17 protein-coding genes are annotated in these 18726 nt (G+C 75.4%); 6 read left to right on the top strand and 11 right to left on the bottom strand.

All coding sequences use genetic code 11. The annotated features are described in order from the left end of the window. Positions 1 to 397: 397 nt before the first annotated feature. Positions 398 to 1060 carry a hypothetical protein gene (locus LWC33_RS20450; protein WP_233306025.1) on the bottom strand — a complete coding sequence of 221 codons (663 nt, stop codon included), beginning with the start codon at positions 1058 to 1060 and terminating at the stop codon, positions 398 to 400. 147 nt (positions 1061 to 1207) lie between these two features. After that, positions 1208 to 1594, bottom strand: a complete 387-nt coding sequence (locus LWC33_RS20445) for a hypothetical protein (RefSeq protein WP_233306024.1) — start codon at positions 1592 to 1594, stop codon at positions 1208 to 1210. A 997-nt stretch (positions 1595 to 2591) separates the two neighbouring features. Here LWC33_RS20445 and lexA point away from each other — a divergent pair. Beyond that, entirely contained in the window at positions 2592 to 3317 is a 726-nt protein-coding gene (lexA, locus tag LWC33_RS20440) for a transcriptional repressor LexA (protein ID WP_233306023.1), read from the top strand. Positions 3318 to 3350: 33 nt separating this feature from the next. Here lexA and LWC33_RS20435 read toward each other — a convergent pair whose 3' ends face one another. The 5 genes from LWC33_RS20435 to LWC33_RS20415 form a co-directional block, all read right to left on the bottom strand. Next, positions 3351 to 4352 carry an esterase-like activity of phytase family protein gene (locus tag LWC33_RS20435; RefSeq protein ID WP_233306022.1) on the bottom strand — a complete coding sequence of 334 codons (1002 nt, stop codon included), beginning with the start codon at positions 4350 to 4352 and terminating at the stop codon, positions 3351 to 3353. A 31-nt stretch (positions 4353 to 4383) separates the two neighbouring features. Beyond that, entirely contained in the window at positions 4384 to 5904 is a 1521-nt protein-coding gene (gene hflX / locus LWC33_RS20430; protein ID WP_233306021.1) for a GTPase HflX, read from the bottom strand. A 55-nt stretch (positions 5905 to 5959) separates the two neighbouring features. Then, positions 5960 to 6790 (bottom strand): diaminopimelate epimerase, encoded by an 831-nt coding sequence (gene dapF / locus LWC33_RS20425; RefSeq protein ID WP_233306020.1) that lies wholly within the window; start codon positions 6788 to 6790, stop codon positions 5960 to 5962. A 73-nt stretch (positions 6791 to 6863) separates the two neighbouring features. Continuing rightward, positions 6864 to 7763, bottom strand: coding sequence for a tRNA (adenosine(37)-N6)-dimethylallyltransferase MiaA (gene miaA / locus LWC33_RS20420; RefSeq protein ID WP_233306019.1), 900 nt, complete (start codon positions 7761 to 7763; stop codon positions 6864 to 6866). Then, complete coding sequence (locus LWC33_RS20415) at positions 7760 to 8479, bottom strand: class III extradiol ring-cleavage dioxygenase family protein (RefSeq protein ID WP_233306018.1); 720 nt, start codon at positions 8477 to 8479, stop codon at positions 7760 to 7762. The genes miaA and LWC33_RS20415 overlap by 4 nt, the downstream gene beginning before the upstream one ends. An 826-nt stretch (positions 8480 to 9305) precedes the next feature. Here LWC33_RS20415 and LWC33_RS20410 point away from each other — a divergent pair. Further along, positions 9306 to 10571, top strand: a complete 1266-nt coding sequence (locus tag LWC33_RS20410) for a DUF349 domain-containing protein (RefSeq protein WP_233306051.1) — start codon at positions 9306 to 9308, stop codon at positions 10569 to 10571. Between the two features lie 130 nt (positions 10572 to 10701). Then, positions 10702 to 11577 carry a type IV toxin-antitoxin system AbiEi family antitoxin gene (locus tag LWC33_RS20405; RefSeq protein ID WP_233306017.1) on the top strand — a complete coding sequence of 292 codons (876 nt, stop codon included), beginning with the start codon at positions 10702 to 10704 and terminating at the stop codon, positions 11575 to 11577. Between the two features lie 68 nt (positions 11578 to 11645). Here LWC33_RS20405 and LWC33_RS20400 read toward each other — a convergent pair whose 3' ends face one another. Together LWC33_RS20400 and miaB are read right to left on the bottom strand one after the other, a co-directional pair. Next, on the bottom strand, positions 11646 to 12176 hold the full coding sequence (locus tag LWC33_RS20400; protein ID WP_233306016.1) for an Rv2732c family membrane protein: 531 nt from the start codon (positions 12174 to 12176) through the stop codon (positions 11646 to 11648). 53 nt (positions 12177 to 12229) lie between these two features. Beyond that, positions 12230 to 13717, bottom strand: coding sequence for a tRNA (N6-isopentenyl adenosine(37)-C2)-methylthiotransferase MiaB (gene miaB / locus LWC33_RS20395; protein WP_233306015.1), 1488 nt, complete (start codon positions 13715 to 13717; stop codon positions 12230 to 12232). Positions 13718 to 13833: 116 nt separating this feature from the next. Between miaB and LWC33_RS20390 the strand changes: the two genes are divergently transcribed. Continuing rightward, positions 13834 to 14802 carry a TAXI family TRAP transporter solute-binding subunit gene (locus LWC33_RS20390; protein WP_233306014.1) on the top strand — a complete coding sequence of 323 codons (969 nt, stop codon included), beginning with the start codon at positions 13834 to 13836 and terminating at the stop codon, positions 14800 to 14802. Positions 14803 to 14806: 4 nt separating this feature from the next. Here LWC33_RS20390 and LWC33_RS20385 read toward each other — a convergent pair whose 3' ends face one another. Together LWC33_RS20385 and LWC33_RS20380 are read right to left on the bottom strand one after the other, a co-directional pair. Next, on the bottom strand, positions 14807 to 16222 hold the full coding sequence (locus LWC33_RS20385) for a sensor histidine kinase (protein WP_233306013.1): 1416 nt from the start codon (positions 16220 to 16222) through the stop codon (positions 14807 to 14809). Positions 16223 to 16248: 26 nt separating this feature from the next. After that, positions 16249 to 16914 (bottom strand): response regulator transcription factor, encoded by a 666-nt coding sequence (locus tag LWC33_RS20380; protein WP_233306012.1) that lies wholly within the window; start codon positions 16912 to 16914, stop codon positions 16249 to 16251. Positions 16915 to 17039: 125 nt separating this feature from the next. Here LWC33_RS20380 and LWC33_RS20375 point away from each other — a divergent pair, with 125 nt between their 5' ends. Both LWC33_RS20375 and LWC33_RS20370 read left to right on the top strand, forming a co-directional pair. Then, positions 17040 to 17768, top strand: a complete 729-nt coding sequence (locus tag LWC33_RS20375) for an amino acid ABC transporter ATP-binding protein (RefSeq protein ID WP_233306050.1) — start codon at positions 17040 to 17042, stop codon at positions 17766 to 17768. A gap of 33 nt (positions 17769 to 17801) precedes the next feature. After that, the gene (locus LWC33_RS20370; protein WP_233306011.1) at positions 17802 to 18695 is read left to right on the top strand and encodes a glutamate ABC transporter substrate-binding protein; all 894 of its coding nucleotides are present in this window, start codon (positions 17802 to 17804) and stop codon (positions 18693 to 18695) included. The last annotated feature ends 31 nt before the right edge of the window (positions 18696 to 18726 follow it).

Here is an 18726-nt window from a genome sequence, read left to right as displayed (position 1 = left end):
CGCGGTCGCCCCGTCCCCGGGTGCCCCGGTGGCCGGGTGGCGACACCCCGTGACGGCCCGCAGGTCACGCCCGCTTCCTGCACACCTGCGCGGACAACGGGTCGGCGGGCCGCGGGACCCGAACCGCTCGCCGCATCGGCGACACGCGGATGAACTGCGGGGAACGCGCCGTCCGTTGTGGCCGGCGTGTCGGCTTCCTCGGCGTGTCGGCGATACCGGCACTCACCGTGCCCGAAAGGAGACCCTCGCCGCCCACAGGACGCATCACCGGCCCCACACGCTCCGGGCCGCGACTCCACTCCGGACACCACGCCGACGGGTTCACCGCCCGTCACACGCAGGGCCGACCGCGCTCGCCGGGCGCTGCGTCCCCCGTCCGCCCGCGCGGGGCGGCCGGTCATCGCGCGACGAGGTCGGAGAGCAGGCCGAGGGCGACGACGACCGTGGCCGACGCCAGCGTGACCGCGACGACGGCCAGCACCCGGTCGAACAGGCCGGTGCGGGCCTCCCCCGCGAGTCGTCGGGCCCCGCCGGTGCGCTCGTAGCGCGAGAGCCGGGACGGGCGGGGACGGGGCGCCGGGACGCACCGCGGGTCGGCCAGGGCGGGCCGTGGCCGGACGACGGGCCGGCAGCCCGACACCACGGCGGGACCGTCGGCCCGGCGGACCAGCCGCGCCCGGGCCCCCGACGTGTAGGCCCCGAGGACGCGCTCCGGTGCCGCGGCGGGGTGCCCCCGGAGTGGGTGGCCGCGGCCGCCCGCCTCACGCCCACCCGCCTCACGGACGGCGGCACGGCCGACCAGCTCACGGCCACCGGGCTCACGACCGGCGGCGTCACGGCCCGCCGGACGGGGACGCGGACGAGCCCCGGGCCGCGCGTCGGTCCGCCGGTCGCCCGCCACACCGACCCGCGCCCCGATCGAGGACCCCGCCGGCAACCCGGTCGACGCCGCACCGGTCGACGCCGCACCGGTCGACGCCGCGCCGACGGCCGACTCGCCCGGCACCCGGCTCGACATCTCGCTCGGCACCGCGGCCAGCACTGCACTCCTGGGATCCATGACGACCTCCCACCACCGCGCCGACCCCACCCGAGCCGGATGCCCGGACCACCGATCGAACGCGTGTGCGATTCCTATCAACCACCACCGACAAAAACCGGTGCCCGTCGTGACCGGGGTCACCCGCCGGGCTCCGGGGCCCCGCGCTCAGACCGGGACGCGCAGTGCGAGCCCGGCGGGCAGCGGCGCCGCGTCCACGGGCAGCGCGTTGTCCGCCGCGATCCGCTCGACGACCGCGGCCGTACCGGCTGTGCCGGCCGACCCGGCTGCGGGGACGGTCCGGCGCGCGACGTCCCAGATGGACTCCCCGGGCTCGACCGTCACCTGGACGGTCCCGGCGGGCACGACCGCCCGGGCGTGGGCATCGCCTGCGACCCCCGCCAGGAGCCCCAGCCCGACGACGACGGCGGCGGACGCCAGCGCGAGGACGACGACCCCCACGGCCCGCCGCATCCGGTACCGCGCCGCGGGCACCGCACCGGGCAGGACCCGCACGGCCGCCCAGGACGCCTGCTGCGCCTCAGCCCGGGGCACCTGGGTGCCGGGTGCCCGCCACGCACGCAGGGCACTCCTCGGAGCCCGTACGGCCGTGTCGGACACGTCCAGTGCGCGCACCTCGCCCCCGCCATCGATGACGGCGGCGCCGGACGCCGGCGTCGCGCCCGAAGCGGCGCCACGGACCGGCACGCCGGTCACCGACGGGGCGAGCCACGCAGCACGACTGTCCGGGGCGACACCACACGAGAAGGCGCGGCCCGCCCGCTCGACAGGTCCGGGCGCCACCCCACCCCCGCTGCCGGGAGCCTGCACCGGCCGTCGGGCACGGCGGGAGGTCCGGGCGGGCCGGACCGGACGCGGCCCACGGGTCGCCCCCGCGTCGCGCTCCCCGTCCACGGCCGACCCGCCGATCCCCCGCTCCCGCACCGTCGAGACCCGGCCACCCCGGCCTCCGTCGGCCCCGTGCTCGTCGACGGGATCGCGTCCGCGCGACACGCCGAGGACACCGGAGACACCGAGGACACCGAGGACACAGCCGCTCCGCCCGCTCGCGCCCGCGGCCCCCGACGGCCCGTCCACCACGTCCTCCGCGATCCCCGCGCCGTTCACGGCAGACCCCTTCCGCCTCGTCCGCGCCGCTCAGCGGCCGGCTCTCGCACACATGTTCGATTCGAACGTCTGTGCGACGTTGTACCACCACCACGGCCGTGCGTCACGGGTCCACACCCGACACGATCGGCGTGTCGTTCGAACATGTGTTTGGCGATCGGCCGGATCCGGGCTACCGTCCGTTACCGACGGACCGGCCGGGACCCTCCGGCGGGGCCGTCCGGGTCCCCACCGGCACCGGCCCCGTCCGGCGCCCCGGTCCGGCTCCCGGGAGTACGGCCCGGCGGAACGGGCACGACCTCCGGGGAGGACCGGCGCCGAGGGCACCGGCGACGTGCGGGAACCGGGCAGCGGGCCGGACCCCACGCTCGGGACGGGCCCGGGGACAGAGCACGAGACAGGCACACGAGGAGGCGGCAGGCAGATGGCACGGGACGAGTCCGGCGGAGCCGGCGGAACCGGCCGGGAGCCCGGACAGGTGCGCGCCTTCCCGGATCCGCCGGCGGACCCGGTGGGCCTCACCCCCCGGCAGCGCAAGGTGCTCGAGGTGATCCGGGACTGGGTGGAGCGCTTCGGCTACCCGCCGAGCGTCCGGGAGATCGGTGACGCGGTGGGGCTGACGTCCACCTCGTCGGTCCACCACCAGCTGCGCACGCTGGAGCGCAAGGGGTACCTGCGGCGCGACCCGAACCGGACCCGCGCGGTCGACGTGCGCAGCCCGGAGGAGGACTCCCACGAGGGCGGCGACGCGGCGGAGGTCCGCGCGGAGCGGCCGGCGCCGGCCTTCGTGCCCCTGCTCGGCAACATCGCCGCCGGTGGCCCGATCCTGGCCGAGCAGGCGGTGGAGAGCGTGTTCCCGCTGCCGCGCGAGATCGTCGGCGAGGGCGAGCTCTTCCTGCTCAACGTCAAGGGCGACTCGATGGTCGAGGCCGCGATCACGGACGGAGACTGGGTCGTCGTCCGCCAGCAGCCCGTGGCCGAGCAGGGCGAGATCGTCGCCGCGATGATCGACGGCGAGGCCACGGTCAAGACCTTCAAGCGCACGGACGGGCAGGTCTGGCTGATGCCGGCCAACCCGGCCTACGAGCCGATCGACGGCAACGAAGCGACCATCCTGGGACGCGTCGTCGCGGTGCTCCGCCGGCTCTGACGGGCCGGCCGTCGAGCATGGTCGGCGGGCTCGTCACAGGCGGGACCGGCGCCGCCCGTGCAGGGCCATCGCGCCCGCGGCCAGCCCCAGCAGCAGGACCGCGATCCCGCCCCCGATCGCCGCGGGCAGCCAGTCCGGGGCGGGTTCCGGCGGGGTCGCCGGAGGGGGTGGGGCGGCCGTCGGCTCCGCGGGTGCGGCGGCCAGGGTCGCCTCGACGGCTCCGGGCACCCCGCGGAGCCGGCCGCGGTCCAGGCCGCGGGTCTCGGACCCGGAGAGCAGGGTGCCGTCGGGGAGGAATGCGACGGCCTCGCCCTGGGGCTCGTCCGGCAGCGGGACCTGCACCGGCGTGCCCTGCAGCGCCGCCACGACGTCGCCGGACGGCGGCACGCGGTACAGCCAGGCGTCGGTGTAGGTGCGCAGGGCGACGACCTCGCGACCGGTACTCGTCGCCCCGCCGGTCACCGTGAAGGCGCCCAGGGACCCGATCGGGCCGCCGCGGGTCTCGGACCGCGGGAAGCCGACCGAGCCCGCGCGCATCAACGGCGTGGGCCCGGGCTCGGCGAGCGGGCCCACGGGCCGGTAGACCCCGGCCGTGCCGGTGACCTCCTTGGTGACGATCACGGGCACGTCGTCGGTGCCGATCAGCACGGCCTCCGCGTCGTGCGGGCCGTCGGGATAGGTCAGCCGGTGCACCCGGGGCGCGCCGTCGGGCGGCAGGACGAGCAGGGCCACGGTGGCCCGCGCGCGATCGTTGTCCCCGGTGTCGGCGACCCAGAACGCGCCGTCGGGCGCGATCGCGAGGTCCTCGGCGTCGTAGGGGTCCAGCGCCGCCGTCCGGGTCCCGACGATCGCGCACGTGTCCGGGTCGAGCCGGTACAGCGCGACCCGGCTGCCGCCGTCGCTCATCGCCCAGATCTCGCCGCCGGCGTCGACGGCCAGCCCGGAGAGTTCGAGGAGGCGGCGGTCGGTGACCGTGCAGCGGTCCTCGGGTACGGCCGGCGCCGCGCTCGCCGGGGCGGCGAGCAGCAGCGTCAACAGGAGGACGGCGCCGAGAACCCCGGCGCGGTCAGCCGCGCGCAGCGACGCGCGCTCCGGCCGGCACGGCCCCGTTCGTGCCTCGCGAGCCTGCCGCGTCGCCCTCGGCGGGGGCCGACCCGGTCCCCCCGATCGCGAACGGCACGGCCGCGACGGCGAGCTCGGGCCCGACCCGGACGTGCAGGCGGGTGCCCTCCGGGGTGTGCTCGGAGGCGAGCACCTCGCCGTCCGAGTGCAGCCGGGCGATCAGCCCGCCCTCGGTGTAGGGCACGAGCAGCTCGAGGTCGACCTCGGGCCGCGGGAGCCGCTCGGCGACGCAGGCCTTCAGCCGAGCCACGCCGTCGCCCCGGTGGGCCGAGACGAACACGGCGTCGGGCAGCAGGTGCCGCAGCCGGGCGAGCGCGAGGTCGCCGGCCGCGTCGGTCTTGTTGACGACGAGCAACTCCGGCGGCATGGTGCCGCCCTGCTCCTCGCCGATCTCGACCAGGACCTTGCGCACCGCGGCGATCTGGTCCTCGGGCAGCGGGTCCGAGGCGTCGACGACGTGGACCAGCAGGTCGGCCTGGCCGGCCTCCTCCAGCGTGGAGCGGAAGGCCTCGACGAGCTGGTGCGGCAGGTGCCGCACGAACCCGACGGTGTCGGTGAGCGTGTAGGTGCGCCCGTCCGGCGTCTCCGCGCGGCGGGTCGTGGGGTCGAGGGTGGCGAACAGCGCGTCCTCGACCAGGACTCCGGCGTCGGTCAGTGCGTTGAGCAGCGAGGACTTGCCGGCGTTGGTGTAGCCGACGATGGCGACGCCGGGCACGTCGTTGCGCCGGCGCGAGCCGCGCTGGGTGTCGCGCACCCGGCTCATCGCGGCGATCTCGCGGCGCAGCTTGGACATGCGGTGCCGGATGCGCCGGCGGTCCAGCTCGATCTTGGTCTCACCGGGACCACGGCCACCGATGCCGACACCGCCGGCGGCACGGCCACCGACCTGCCGGGACAGCGCCTCACCCCAGCCGCGCAGCCGCGGCAGGAGATAGGACAGCTGGGCCAGCTCGACCTGGGCCTTGCCGTCCCGCGAGCGGGCGTGCTGGGCGAAGATGTCGAGGATCAGGGCGGTCCGGTCGATCACCTTGACCTTGAGCTTCTCCTCCAGCTGGCGCAGCTGGCCGGGCGAGAGCTCGCCGTCGCAGATCACGGTGTCGGCGCCGGCGGTCTGGACGGCGTGGGACAGCTCGTCGACCTTGCCGGAACCGATGAACGTGGCGGGATCGGGCTTGCTCCGCCGCTGCACCAGGCCGTCCATGACCTGGGAGCCGGCGGTCTCGGCGAGCCGGGCCAGCTCGACGAGCGAGGCGTTGGCCTGCTCGGAGGTGCCCTCGGTCCAGACCCCGACGAGCACCACGCGCTCGAGCCGCAGCTGCCGGTACTCGACCTCGGTGATGTCGGTGAGCTCGGTCGACAGACCTGCGACCCGCCGGAGCGAGGACCGTTCCTCAAGCTCCATCTCGCCCCGGGACGGGTCGAGAGCATCGTCGGCAGGCGTGTAGCGCAGGGAGGATTCAGTCATCGTGCGGTCTATTGTCCCACGTTTCGGGTCGCCGTGTCGGCACGTTTCCCGTGCGTCACCCTGCGGACTCCCACCACGACCGATCCAGTTCACCGTGCGCGACCAGGACCGCCGGGCCGTGCAGGACCGTCGACGCCCCGCCCTCGCGGACGGTGACCTCCAACCGACCGCCGGGGGTGTCGACGGGCAGGCGTCCCTCGGCGCGCCCCGCCGCCCGAAGGGCAGCCACGACGGCCGCCACGGTGCCGGTGCCACAGGACCGGGTCTCCCCCACGCCGCGCTCGTGCACGCGCATCGCGACCGGCTCGTCGCCCCGCGCGGGCGCGACGAACTCGACGTTCGCCCCGTTCGGGAACAGCGCCTCGTCCCGCCCCGGCGGCACGGTCAGGTCCAGCCCGGCGAGGTCGGTGTCGGTGACGCACGCGAGGTGCGGGTTCCCGACGTCGACCGCCACGCCCGGGAACTCCCGGCCCCCGACCGTCGCGACGCTCTCCGCCCCGACCAGCGCGCGGCCCATCTCGACCGCGACCCAGTCGCCCTCGAGCGTGACGCGCCTGACGCCGGCACGGGTGCCCAGCGGCAGCTCCCCACTGCGGAACCAGCCCGCGTGCTGCAGGTACCGGGCGAAGACACGCACGCCGTTGCCGCACATCTCGGCGACCGACCCGTCGGCGTTGCGGTAGTCCATGAACCACTCGGGCCCGTCGACGCCCAGCGCTGCCGACCGGACGACGCGCAGCACCCCGTCCGCCCCGAGCCCGCGCCGCCGGTCGCACAGCGCGGCGACCCGCGCCGGCGTGAGGTCGAGGGCGCCCTCGGGATCGGGCAGCACGACGAAGTCGTTCTGCGTGCCGTGGCCCTTGGAGAAGGGGATGCCGTCACTCACCGCTGGTCCTCGCCGACGCGCGGCCGGCGGCGCACGTCGCTGCTGTGTCGATGGTTCGCTCGCCGGCGCTCACTCACGTGACCAGCCTACGAGCCGCCGCCGACAGTTCGGGATCGGCGCCGTCGAGCCAGTGGATGCGGGGGTCGCGGCGGAACCACGAGCGCTGCCGGCGCACGAACCGGCGGGTGGCCCGGACGGTCTCCTCCGTGGCCGTCGCGAGGTCGTACGCGCCGTCCAGGGCCGCGACGACCTGCTGGTAACCCAGGGCCCGCGACGCCGTCCGGCCCTCCCGCAGGCCCTTCTCCAGCAGCCCGCGGGTCTCCTCGACCAACCCCTGTCCCATCATCAGGTACACGCGGCGGGCGACGCGGTCGTCGAGCTCGCCGGTGTCCCGGTCCACGCCGAGCAGCACCGCGTCGTACCGGGGTGTCCGCCGCCCCGGCAGGGTCGCCCGGAACGGACGCCCGGTCAGCTCGATGACCTCCAGCGCCCGGACGATCCGCCTGCCGTTGCCGGGCAGCACGTTCTGCGCCGCCGCGGGGTCGACCTCGGCCAGCCTGCGGTGCAGGGCCGGCGCCCCGACGGCGGCGAGCTCGGCCTCCCACCGGCCGCGGATCGCGGGGTCGGTGCCGGGGAACTCCAGCTCGTCGACCACGGCCTGGACGTACAGACCCGACCCGCCGACCAGGACCGGCGTGCGGCCGGCGGCGAGCAGCGCCTCGATCGCGGCGCACGCCTCCCGCTGGTAGACGGCGACCGAGGCGGCCTCGGTGACGTCGAGGACGTCGAGCTGGTGGTGCGGGATCCCGCGGCGCTCGGCGAGGGGCAGCTTCGCGGTGCCGATGTCGAGGCCCCGGTAGAGCTGCATGGCGTCGGCGTTGACGACCTCGCCGCCCAGCGCCTCGGCCAGGTCCAGCGCGAGGTCGGACTTGCCCGTCGCGGTCGGCCCGACGACGGCCACCAGCCTCGTCATGCCGGCGTCCAGACCGCCACGTGGTACGCCACGCCGTAGGGCGCGGCGGAGTACAGCAGCTCGCCGCGCCAGTCCCGGTCCTCCGCGGCCCCCGCCAGGACCTGCCACGGGGCGCGGCCGGCGGTCCACAGCTCGGCGGCGAGCCCGGGATCGAGGGCGGCCAGGGGGGCGGGGTCGCCGTGCTCGAGCGCCTTGGCGACGCCCGCGTCGAACGGGCCGGCCCGCTCGTCGAGGTGGCCCGGGGCCTTCTCCGTGTGGGTGGCCGCGCCGTCGCCCACGATCAGCAGGCCGACGGGGCCGTCGGCGGCGCCGGCCTCGGCGGCCAGCTCCCGGCCGAGCCGGACGCAGTCGGGCGTGGGGGCGTCGGCGGCGACGAGCTCGCCGCGGATGCGCGGCGAGCGCCCGGTCTCGCCGGCGGCCCAGCCGGCGACGAGGAGGGGCAACGGGAGCTCCGGGTCCGGCGCGCCGGCGCCGGGGCCGAGCGCGACCCGGACGTCCCGCCCGAAGCCCACGAACGTCCCGGCGGTCGCGGGCGGAACGGTCCGGCGGCCGCCCGGGTCGGCGCCGACGGCGATCCAGTCCGGCGCCGCGTCGGCGAGCCGGCCCGCGGCCGCGCGAACCGCGGCGCGCAGCTCCGCGGTCTCCCCCGCCGACCCCGCGGCCAGTTCCGGGACGAGGAGAGGGGGGTGCGGGAGCACGACGACCAGCGACAGCACGCGACCGACAGTAGTGCGGCCCCGGCGGTCGCGCCGCCGCCCTCCGATCACCCTGCGCGTCCGGTCGGAGCCGGAGAGTGGCGCAGGGCGGCGACTCGGCGCGCCGAGGCGGCCGTCCGTGGTCTCGTCCGGGTCGCGGCGGTTCCGTGCGCCCTCCCGACCTGTTTGAATTCCGCCGACCGGTGGTCGCGCGTCGCGACCGGCCGGTTCGTGCACGGCCCCGGCGTTCGACGGCGGGGCGCCCGTCCCCGGCGGCGGGCCCGAACGAGGGAGGACGACGGTGTCGGACGAGCACACGGACGAGACGCAGCGGGAAGGCCTGCCCGGTACCGCCGCGAGCACGCCCGCTCAGGACACCCCGGACGCGTCCCGGCCGGAGACGGAAGCGGCGGCCGAGCAGTCGGACCAGCCGGCCCTGGCGGACCAGCCGGAGCACGCCGAGCAGGCGGAGCACGCCGAGCAGGCGGAGCACGCCGAGCAGCCGGAGCAGCCGGAGCAGGCGGAGCACGCTGAGCAGGCGGAGCGGTCGGAGCAGCCGGAGCACGCTGAGCAGGCGGAGCGGTCGGAGGTCTCGGAGCCGGCCGCACCGGCGACGCCCGGGTCCGCCTCCCCGGCGTCGGACGCGACACCGGAGCCCCCGGCGCAGCCGACCTCGCCCGCCCCGGCGCAGCCGGCACCGCCCGCCCCGCCCGCGGCGGCACCGCCCCCCGCCCCGAAGCCCGCTCCCCCGAAGCCGGGTCCGCCCAAGCCCGGGCCGCCGCCCGGCCCCAAGCCCGGCCCGCGGCCGGGCCCGCCCCCCGGTGCCCGCCCGGCGCAGCCCGCGCCCGTGGCCCGGCCGGTCGCCGCGCCCGTCGAGCCCTCGCCCGTCGCGACGGCCTCGGACAACCCGTCGCGCTGGGGCCGGGTGGACGCCGAGGGTGCGGTCTTCGTCCGCACCGCCGAGGGCGAGCGCCGGGTCGGCTCGTGGCAGGCCGGCGCTCCCGACGAGGGCCTCGCCCACTTCGCCCGCCGCTTCGACGACCTGCTCGCCGAGGCCGAGCTGCTCGTCGCCCGGCTCGCCACCGGCGGCGGCGACCCGAAGCACGCGCTCACCAGCGCGAAGGCGTTGCGGGACGGGCTCGACGAGGCCGCGGTGGTCGGTGACCTCGACGGGCTGCACAAGCGACTCGACGAGCTCGTCGGAATGGCCGAGGACGCCGTCGCCAGTGCCCGCACCGCGCGTGACGAGCAGCGGCACGCCGCGATCGCCCGCAAGGAGGACCTGGTCGCCGAGGCCGAGGCCATGGCCGCCGACTCCACCCAGTGGAAGCAGGCCGGCGACCGCTACAAGGCGATCCTCGACGAGTGGCGCACGATCAAGGGCATCGACCGCAAGACGGACGAGGCGCTGTGGAAGCGCTTCTCGCGCGCCCGCGAGGCCTTCAACCGGCGCCGCGGCTCGCACTTCGCCGACCTCGACCGGCAGCGCGCCGGGGCCAAGGCGCGCAAGGAGGAGCTGGTCGCCGAGGCCGAGGCGCTCTCGGAGTCCGCGGACTGGGGCCCCACCGCCGCCCGCTACCGCGACCTGATGACGGAGTGGAAGGCGGCCGGGCGCGCCCAGAAGGACGCCGACGACGCCCTCTGGCACCGGTTCCGCAGCGCCCAGGACACCTTCTTCTCGCGCCGCTCGGCCGTCTTCGCCGAGCGCGACTCCGAGTTCGCGGCCAACGCCGACGCCAAGCGCTCGCTGCTCGACGAGGCCGAGAAGATCGACACCTCGGATCCCGACGCCGCCCGGATCGCCCTGCGCCACGTCCAGGAGCGCTGGGAGGAGATCGGCAAGGTCCAGCGCGATGACATGCGACCGCTGGAGCAGCGGCTGCGGGCCGTCGAGGAGTCCGTGCGCGAGGCCGCGGACCGGCAGTGGCGGCGCACCGACCCCGAGGCCGAGGCCCGCGTCGCGCAGTTCCGCGACCGCGTCGCCCAGTTCGAGGCCCAGGCCGAGAAGGCCCGTTCCTCCGGCGACGAGCGCCGGGCGGAGCAGGCGGAGTCGCAGGCGGCGCAGTGGCGGGAGTGGCTGGAGACCGCGGAGCAGTCGGTCCAGGACCGCTGATCACGATCTGGGCGGGTGCAGCCTCGCGTACCGAGGCTCAGCCTGCCGAGATCGTGATTATGCGTTCGCGATCGCAACGGGCCGCCGGATCTTCCTGCACGGCCGCGGGTGTGGGCGTGATCGTCCGTTCGTGCGCACACCCGAACCGCTTCTCCGGCTGATCGCCCGCCAGGACGGGCTGCTCACCCGCGCCCAAGCACTCATCCACCTGTCGCCGGCCGCGGTCGACAGGAGGGTGGCGGCCGGGCAGTGGCGGCGCGTGCGCCCGCAGGTCTACCTGGTCGCGGGTCATCCGGTCACCGACACGGTCCGGGTCCGGGCGGCGGCCCTGTGGCTCGACGGTCGGGGTGTCCTGTCGGGCGAGGCGGCGGCCTGGTGGCACGGGATGCTCGAGCGGGCGCCGCGCACGATCGAGCTGACCGTTCCTCGTCGCCGCGGACCGGCCACCGAGCCCGGTGTGCGGATCCGGCGCCGCGATCTCGAGACCTGCGACCTGGTGTCGGTGCGAGGAGTCTCGCTGACCGGGCGGGCACTCACCGCCCTCGAGACGGCGGCAGCGTTGCCGCACGGCTCGGAGTTCCTCGACCGGGCGTTGCAGAAGTACGTGGACTTCGCCGACGTCCAGCGGGCCTTCGCGCGAGCCGTGAACTGCCGCGGAGCCCCGCGGATGCGTGCCCTCCTGATCGCGGCCGCCGATCGCGCCGACTCGTTCGCCGAGCGGACCTTCATCGCGCTGCTGCGCGACGCCGGCATCGACGGCTGGGTCCTTCATCTTCCGTTCGGGTCCCACAGCCACATCGACATCGCGTTTCCCGGGGCCAAGGTCGCCGTCGAGGTGGACGGCTGGGCGTGGCACGTCGATGTCGACCGATTCCGTGCCGACCGTATGAGGCAGAACGCCCTGGTGCAGGCCGGATGGCTCCCGCTCCGCTTCACCTGGCACGACCTCGCCCGCCGTCCCCAGGCCGTGATCAGCGAGGTCCGCCGGGCGCTCCGACGACCATGATCACGATCTCGGCGGACTCGGCCTCGCTCCCCGAGGCTCCGTCCACCCGGATCGTGATCTTCGCCGGGTCAGCGGCGCTGGAGGGAGATGCGGGCCCAGGTGAAGGTCAGCAGCGCCACTCCGACCACCGCGAGGATCAGGCCGGGGCCGGGGCCCTGCAGCCCCTCGGGCGCCACGGTCTGCCGGCTCCACACCGCCCACACGCCGTTGACCAGCGAGATCCCGCAGCCGACCGCGCTGATCCAGGCGAGCGCCCAGTAGCGGGTGGTCAGCGCGAGCGCCGAGGCGACCAGGCCGAACGCGGTGGCCGTGAACGTGAACAGCCGCGGGAGCGGACCGGCCGACGCCGCACCGACCAGCAGCTGCCAGCCGGTGGCGCCGGCCACCCAGGGCAGCAGCAGCGCCCCGACGACGGCGAGGGTGCCGATCGCAGCGACCAGCGCGGCCGCCCCCGGGTCGATCTTCCGCTCCACCCGCCGGGCCACCCCGGCGAGCTCGGTCTCCAGGGCCGACAGCCGGGGATCGACCTCGCGGTCCCACGGCGCCCGGTCGCCGTCCGGTCCCTGCCGGTCCCCACCGGAGGTCCGCTCGTCGCTCATCGTCCGCTCCGTCCGTCCCTCGGGCGCGGTCGCCCGCGCCCGCACTTCCTCGCTCACGCCTGCTGCGCCCCGCACCCGGCCGCGACCGGCTCGGCCGCGGGCTTCCCGAAGCCCGGCAGGCCCAGCCCGGTGGGCGCCGGGGGGGCGGGAGCGGAACCCGGCCGCTGCCCGGCCTCGTGCGCGTCGCCCGCACGGGTGCGGCGGTGCTCCAGCACCCCGTCGTCGGCGACGAGGTGGTGCGGCGCCCCGTACCCGATCCGCACGGTGACGAGGTCACCCGGCCGGATCCCGTCCCGCCCGGGCGCGAAGTGCACGAGCCGCCCGTCCCGGGCCCGTCCGCTCATCCGCCGGGTGGCGCCGTCCTTTCGGCCCTCGCCCGTGCTGACCAGCACCTCGACCTCGCGGCCCTCGAGCGCGCGGTTCTCCTCCCAGGAGATCTGCTCCTGCAGCGCCACCAGCCGCTCGTACCGCTCCTGGACGACGGCCTTGGGCAGCTGGTCGGGAAGCTCGGCGGCCGGGGTGCCGGGGCGCGGCGAGTACTGGAACGTGAAGGCCTGCGCGAACCGGGCCCGGCGCACCACCTCGAGGGTCTGCGCGAAGTCCTCCTCGGTCTCGCCCGGGAACCCGACGATGATGTCGGTGGACACCGCGGCGTCGGGGATCGAGGCGCGGACCTCGTCGAGGATCCCGAGGAACCGCTCGGAGCGGTAGGACCGCCGCATCGCGCGCAGCACCCGGTCCGAGCCGGACTGCAGCGGCATGTGCAGCTGCGGGCAGACGTTCGGCGTCTCGGCCATGGCGGCGATGACGTCCGGCGTGAAGTCCCGCGGGTGCGGCGAGGTGAACCGCACGCGCTCGAGCCCCTCGACGGTGCCGCAGGAGCGCAGCAGCTTCGCGAACGCGCCGCGGTCGCCGAACTCCGAGCCGTACGCGTTGACGTTCTGACCCAGCAGGGTCACCTCGAGCACACCGTCGGCGGCGAGCGCCTGCACCTCGGCGAGGATGTCCCCGGGCCGGCGGTCGCGCTCCTTGCCGCGCAGCGACGGCACGATGCAGAAGGTGCAGGTGTTGTTGCAGCCCACCGAGATCGAGACCCAGCCGGCGTAGGCGGACTCGCGGCGCGCGGGCAGCGTCGACGGGAAGACCTCGAGCGACTCGAGGATCTCCACCGCGGCCGCGCGGTTGTGCCGGGCGCGCTCGAGCAGCGCGGGCAGCGACCCGACGTTGTGCGTGCCGAACACGACGTCGACCCACGGGGCCTTCTTCGTGATCGTGTCGCGGTCCTTCTGCGCGAGGCAGCCGCCGACGGCGATCTGCATGTCCGGGTTGGCCGTCTTGGCCGGGCGCAGGTGGCCGAGGTTCCCGTAGAGCTTGTTGTCCGCGTTCTCGCGGACGGCGCAGGTGTTGAACACGACGACGTCGGCCTGCCCCGGGTCCTCGGCGCGCGCATAGCCCGCGGACTCCAGCAGACCGGCCATCCGCTCGGAGTCGTGCACGTTCATCTGGCACCCGTAGGTGCGGATGGTGTAGCTGCGGGTCACGCCACGAGGGTATGCCTGTCCGGCCGGTGCACCGGCCCCGGGGACGACCGCCGGCCCGGGGACGACGGCACGGGCCCGGGACGACAGGGCGGGCGCCGGTCCGGCACGATGCGGCGATGGAGCCCGGACGCCGGTTCGACCGACGGTCGGTCCTGCGCGTGCTCGCCGCCCTCGCCGTACTGCCCGGCCTGGGCGCCTGCGGCGCCGACTTCTCCGGGCGCCGGCTGTCGATCGCCGCGGGCGTCGACGCGGGCGTCTACTTCCGGCTCGCCGGCACGCTCGCCGAGGTCTGGCGCGAGCACCTCGGCCTCGCCGCCGCGCCCACCGTGCTGACGACGGCCGGCTCCGTCGACAACCTCGACCGCCTCGCAGCGGGCGCCGCCGACATCGCGATCAGTCAGGTCGACAGCGCCGCCGAGCGGCTGACCGGCCTCGCGCCGGGCGATCCCCGCGTGCCCCGGGCCCTGGCGCGGATCTACGACGACGCGCTGCACGTCGTGGTCCGGCGGGACTCGACGGTCCACCGGATCGCCGACCTGCGCGGGCGGGTGGTGTCGATCGGGCCGCCGACCTCGGGCTATCACGCGGTGGCGCGGCGGCTGCTGGAGACCGTCGGCCTCGATCCGGACCGGGACGTCGACGCCCGGCAGCTCGACCTGTCCGCCTCCGTCGACGCGCTGCGGAACGGGACGATCGAGGTCTTCTTCTGGTTCGGCGGCCTCCCGACGGGAGGGGTCGCGACGCTGGCCGCGGACACGCCGATCCGGCTGCTGGACCTGACCGACGTCCTCGAGGCGGTCCGGGCGCGCTACCCCGTCTACTCCTCGGGCACCGTGCCGGCCTCCGCGTACGACATCGGCGAGCCGGTGGCCACCCTCTTCGTGCGGAACCTGCTGCTGGTCCCGGCCTCGCTCGACGACGACCTCGCCGCCGCCCTCGTCGGGACGATCTTCGCCGAGCAGCCCCGGCTCGCCGCGACGAGCCCCGCCGCCCTCACCATCGACGCCCGCGCGGCGATCGGCACGCAGCCCGTGCCGCTCCACCCGGGCGCCGAGCGCTTCTACCGCGAGGCCAAGACCGCCTGACGGGCTACTCGGCTGCCGGCGGGACCACCCGCCGCAGCCGTGCCGCGACCTTCAGCCCGCCGGTCGGCGGCAGCTCCAGCACCAGCGTCCCGCCCGCCAGCTCGACGGTCCGCGCGGCGATCGCGAGCCCGAGGCCGGAGCCGTCCACGTTGTTCTGCCCGGGCGAGCGCCAGAACCGGTCGGTCGCCCGCTCGAGCTCGTCGGGCGGGATCCCGGGCCCGGTGTCCAGCACCGCGACGTCGACCAGGGGCGGGGCGGAGCCGCGCACCGGCCGGACCGTGACGGTCACCGTGCCGCCGGGCGGGGTGAACTTCACGGCGTTGTCCAGCAGGGCGTCGAGCACGGTCTCGATCCCGCCGGGCGCCATCCGGACCCGCATCCCGCGCACGCCGCCGCGCAGCAGTCGCAGGCCGGTGTGCTCGGCGAGCGGGCGCCAGGCGTCGAGCCGGTCCTCGACGGCCGGGTCGACGGGGCTGTCCGCCTCCCGGTCGACACCGGCGTCGCGCTCGGCGCGGGCCAGGGCCAGCAGCCCGTCGAGCACCCCGGAGAGCCGCTCGGCCTCCTCCAGCGCGGCGACGTGCTGCTCCGCGGCCTCGCCCTCGACGTGTCCGTCGAGGTTGGACAGCCGCAGACGCAGCGCGGTCAGCGGGTTGCGCAGCTGGTGGCTCGCGTCGGCGACGAAGGCGCGCTGGGTGGACAGCGCCTGGCCGACCGACTCGGCCATGCGGTCGAAGGACAGGGTGAGGCGGCGCAGCTCGGGCGGCCCGGAGCCGTCGGACACCGGTTCGGCCGGGCGCCCGGCCAGCACCGCGCGCGTCACGCGGCCGGTGCCCTCGTCGAGGCGGCGCACCGGCCGCAGGATCCAGCGGGTCACCGGCACCGCGACGAGCACCCCGAGCGCGAGCGCGGCCAGCACCAGCGCCGCGACCAGCGACCAGACCCGGATCTCGGCGGCGCGCAGGGCGTCCGTCGGGGACACGGTGACCGTCGCGCCGCGCACCTCGCCGTCGACCAGGACCGGTTCGGCGAGCACCAGCGGGCGGGTGTCCCACGGCATGATCAGCGGCGGGACGGCGGAGCGGCGGCCGGCCAGGGCGACCTGGACGCGCTGCTGACCCTCGGCGTCGAGGACGGGCGGTGCCGCCCGGGAGCCCGCGACGACCCGCCCGGCCCGGTCGACGACGGTGACCGCGACGCCGTAGACCTCGTCGTAGCGGGCGATCTCCTCCTGCAGTCCGGCCGCAGCGGTCTCGGTGATCGGCCGCTGGGCGCGCGAGGCGAAGTAGATGGTGTCGGTGAGCCGGTCGATGAACAGCTCCTGCTGCGCCGCCCGCGAGTTCGACACCGCCAGCGGTACGCCGAGCCCGAGCGCCAGCAGTCCGACCAGCACGCAGACGATGACGAGCAGCCGGGTGCGCACGCCTCGGCCCCCGTTCCCCGGCCCGCTCAGCCGCCGAGCCGGTACCCGACGCCGCGCACCGTCTGGACCAGCTCGGGCCGGCCCAGCTTGGTGCGCAGCGTGGCCACGTGCACGTCGAGCGTCCGGTTCGCGCCCGGCCAGCTCCGCCCCCACACCTCGGCGACGATCCGGGTGCGGGTGCACACGGTGCCGCGCGCGGCCGCGAGCAGGGCCAGGACCTGGAACTCCTTGCGGGTCAACGTGATCTCGGTGCCGTCGACGGTCACGGTGTGCCGGCCGAGGTCGATCGCCACGCCGTCGTCCGTGGTGACGACCCGGTCGGCGGGCTCGGCCTCGCTCGGGCCGCGGCGGCGCTGCACGGCGTGGATCCGCGCCACCAGCTCGCCGACGTCGTAGGGCTTGACCACGTAGTCGTCGGCGCCGGAGTGCAGGCCGACGATCCGGTCCTCGACGTCGCCGCGGGCGGTCACCACGATGACGGGGACGTCGCTGGCCTGCCGGATCGCCCGGCAGACGTCGACCCCGTCGGCGTCGGGCAGGCCGAGGTCGAGGAGGACGACGTCGACCCCCGCGAGATGGTCGACCGCGCCGCGGCCGCGTTCGAGCCGCGTGGTGGTCATCCCGTGCCGGTGCAGGGCGGGGCGCAGCGCCGCCGCCACGCGATCATCGTCCTCCACGAGCAGAATGTGCACGCGGGTTCCCCTCCGAGGTCGTTATTCGATAGAGACCCTAAAGGTTGCCCAAGGTGGTGGACTCGCCTGTCCGAATCGTCCTAGCGTCCCGCCATGCCTGGAGGCCGACCGTGACCGACACCCCCATGATCCGCATGGCCGCGGTGGACAAGCACTTCGGCGAGCTGCACGTGCTCAAGGACGTCAACCTGGAGGTCGACCGCGGGCAGGTGGTGGTGGTGCTGGGTCCCTCGGGCTCCGGCAAGTCCACCCTGTGCCGCACGATCAACCGGCTGGAGCCGATCGACTCCGGCACCATCGAGGTCGACGGTCGCGCGCTGCCCGCCGAGGGCAAGGCGCTGGCCGGCCTGCGGGCCGACGTCGGGATGGTGTTCCAGAGCTTCAACCTGTTCGCGCACAAGACGGTGCTCGAGAACGTCATGCTCGCGCCGCTCAAGGTGCGCAAGCAGGACAAGGCGGCCGCCGAGAAGAACGCGGTGCGACTGCTCGAGCGCGTCGGCATCGCGAACCAGAAGGACAAGTACCCGGCGCAGCTCTCCGGCGGCCAGCAGCAGCGCGTGGCGATCGCCCGAGCGCTCGCGATGGACCCGAAGGTGATGCTGTTCGACGAGCCGACCTCCGCGCTGGACCCGGAGATGGTCCAGGAGGTGCTCGACGTCATGACCACCCTCGCCAAGGAGGGCATGACGATGCTCGTGGTCACCCACGAGATGGGCTTCGCGCGGCGCGCCGCGCACCGCGTGGTCTTCATGGCCGACGGCGAGATCGTCGAGGACTCCACTCCCGACGACTTCTTCACCAACCCGTCGAGCGACCGTGCCAAGGACTTCCTCGGGAAGATCCTCACCCACTGACGCCGCTCCCCCTCTCGAACGACAGGAGTTCCGATGAAGTTGCGTGCCCTCGTGGTTGGGCTGGCCGCGGCCGCTCTCACCCTGACCGCCTGCGGACAGTCGGGGAGCCCCGGCGGCTCCTCCGGCGGTCCCGTGGTGTCCGAGGCCCCGGCGGCCAACGTCCAGGTCCCCGGCTCGGCGACCTTCGCCGCCATGCAGCAGCGTGGCCGCGTCGTCATCGGGGTCAAGGACGACCAGCCCGGCCTGGGCTTCAAGGACGCCACCACCGGTGAGTACTCCGGCTTCGACATCGAGATCGCCCGGCTCGTCGCCGCGAAGCTCGGCTTCGGCACGGACAAGATCGACTACAAGACGGTCCCGTCCGCCGCCCGCGAGGACGCGATCTCCCGCGGCGAGGTCGACTACTACGTCGGTACCTACACGATCAACGACGCCCGCAAGCAGCGCGTGTCGTTCGCCGGCCCGTACTTCGTCGCCGGCCAGGGCCTGCTCGTCCGCTCCGACGAGACCGCGATCACCGGCAAGGACACCCTCAAGGGCAAGAAGGTCTGCTCGGTGACCGGCTCGACGCCGATCCAGCGGGTCCGGGAGCAGGGCCTGACGGAGCCGAACAACATCGTCGAGTTCCAGACCTACACGCAGTGCGTGGACCAGCTGCTGTCCAAGCAGGTCGACGCCGTCACCACCGACGACGCGATCCTCAAGGGCTACGCCGCGCAGCAGCCCGACAAGCTCAAGCTCGTGGGCGACACCTTCTCGACCGAGCCCTACGGCATCGGCCTGAACCACGACGACACCGCCCTGCGCAACAAGATCAACGACATCCTGCAGGCCGCCTACGACGACGGCACCTGGCAGAAGATCTACGACAACACCCTCGGCAAGTCCGGCTCGCCGGCCTCGCCGCCCGCGCTGCAGCGGTACTGATCCGATCCGGCCGGGGCGGCTCCTGACCACC

This window comes from Pseudonocardia terrae (genome assembly GCF_021343995.1).
GTDB lineage: Bacteria > Actinomycetota > Actinomycetes > Mycobacteriales > Pseudonocardiaceae > Pseudonocardia > Pseudonocardia terrae.
The sequence above is the reverse complement of the archived record's forward strand: the minus strand, read 5'-3'. Positions and strand labels throughout refer to the sequence as shown.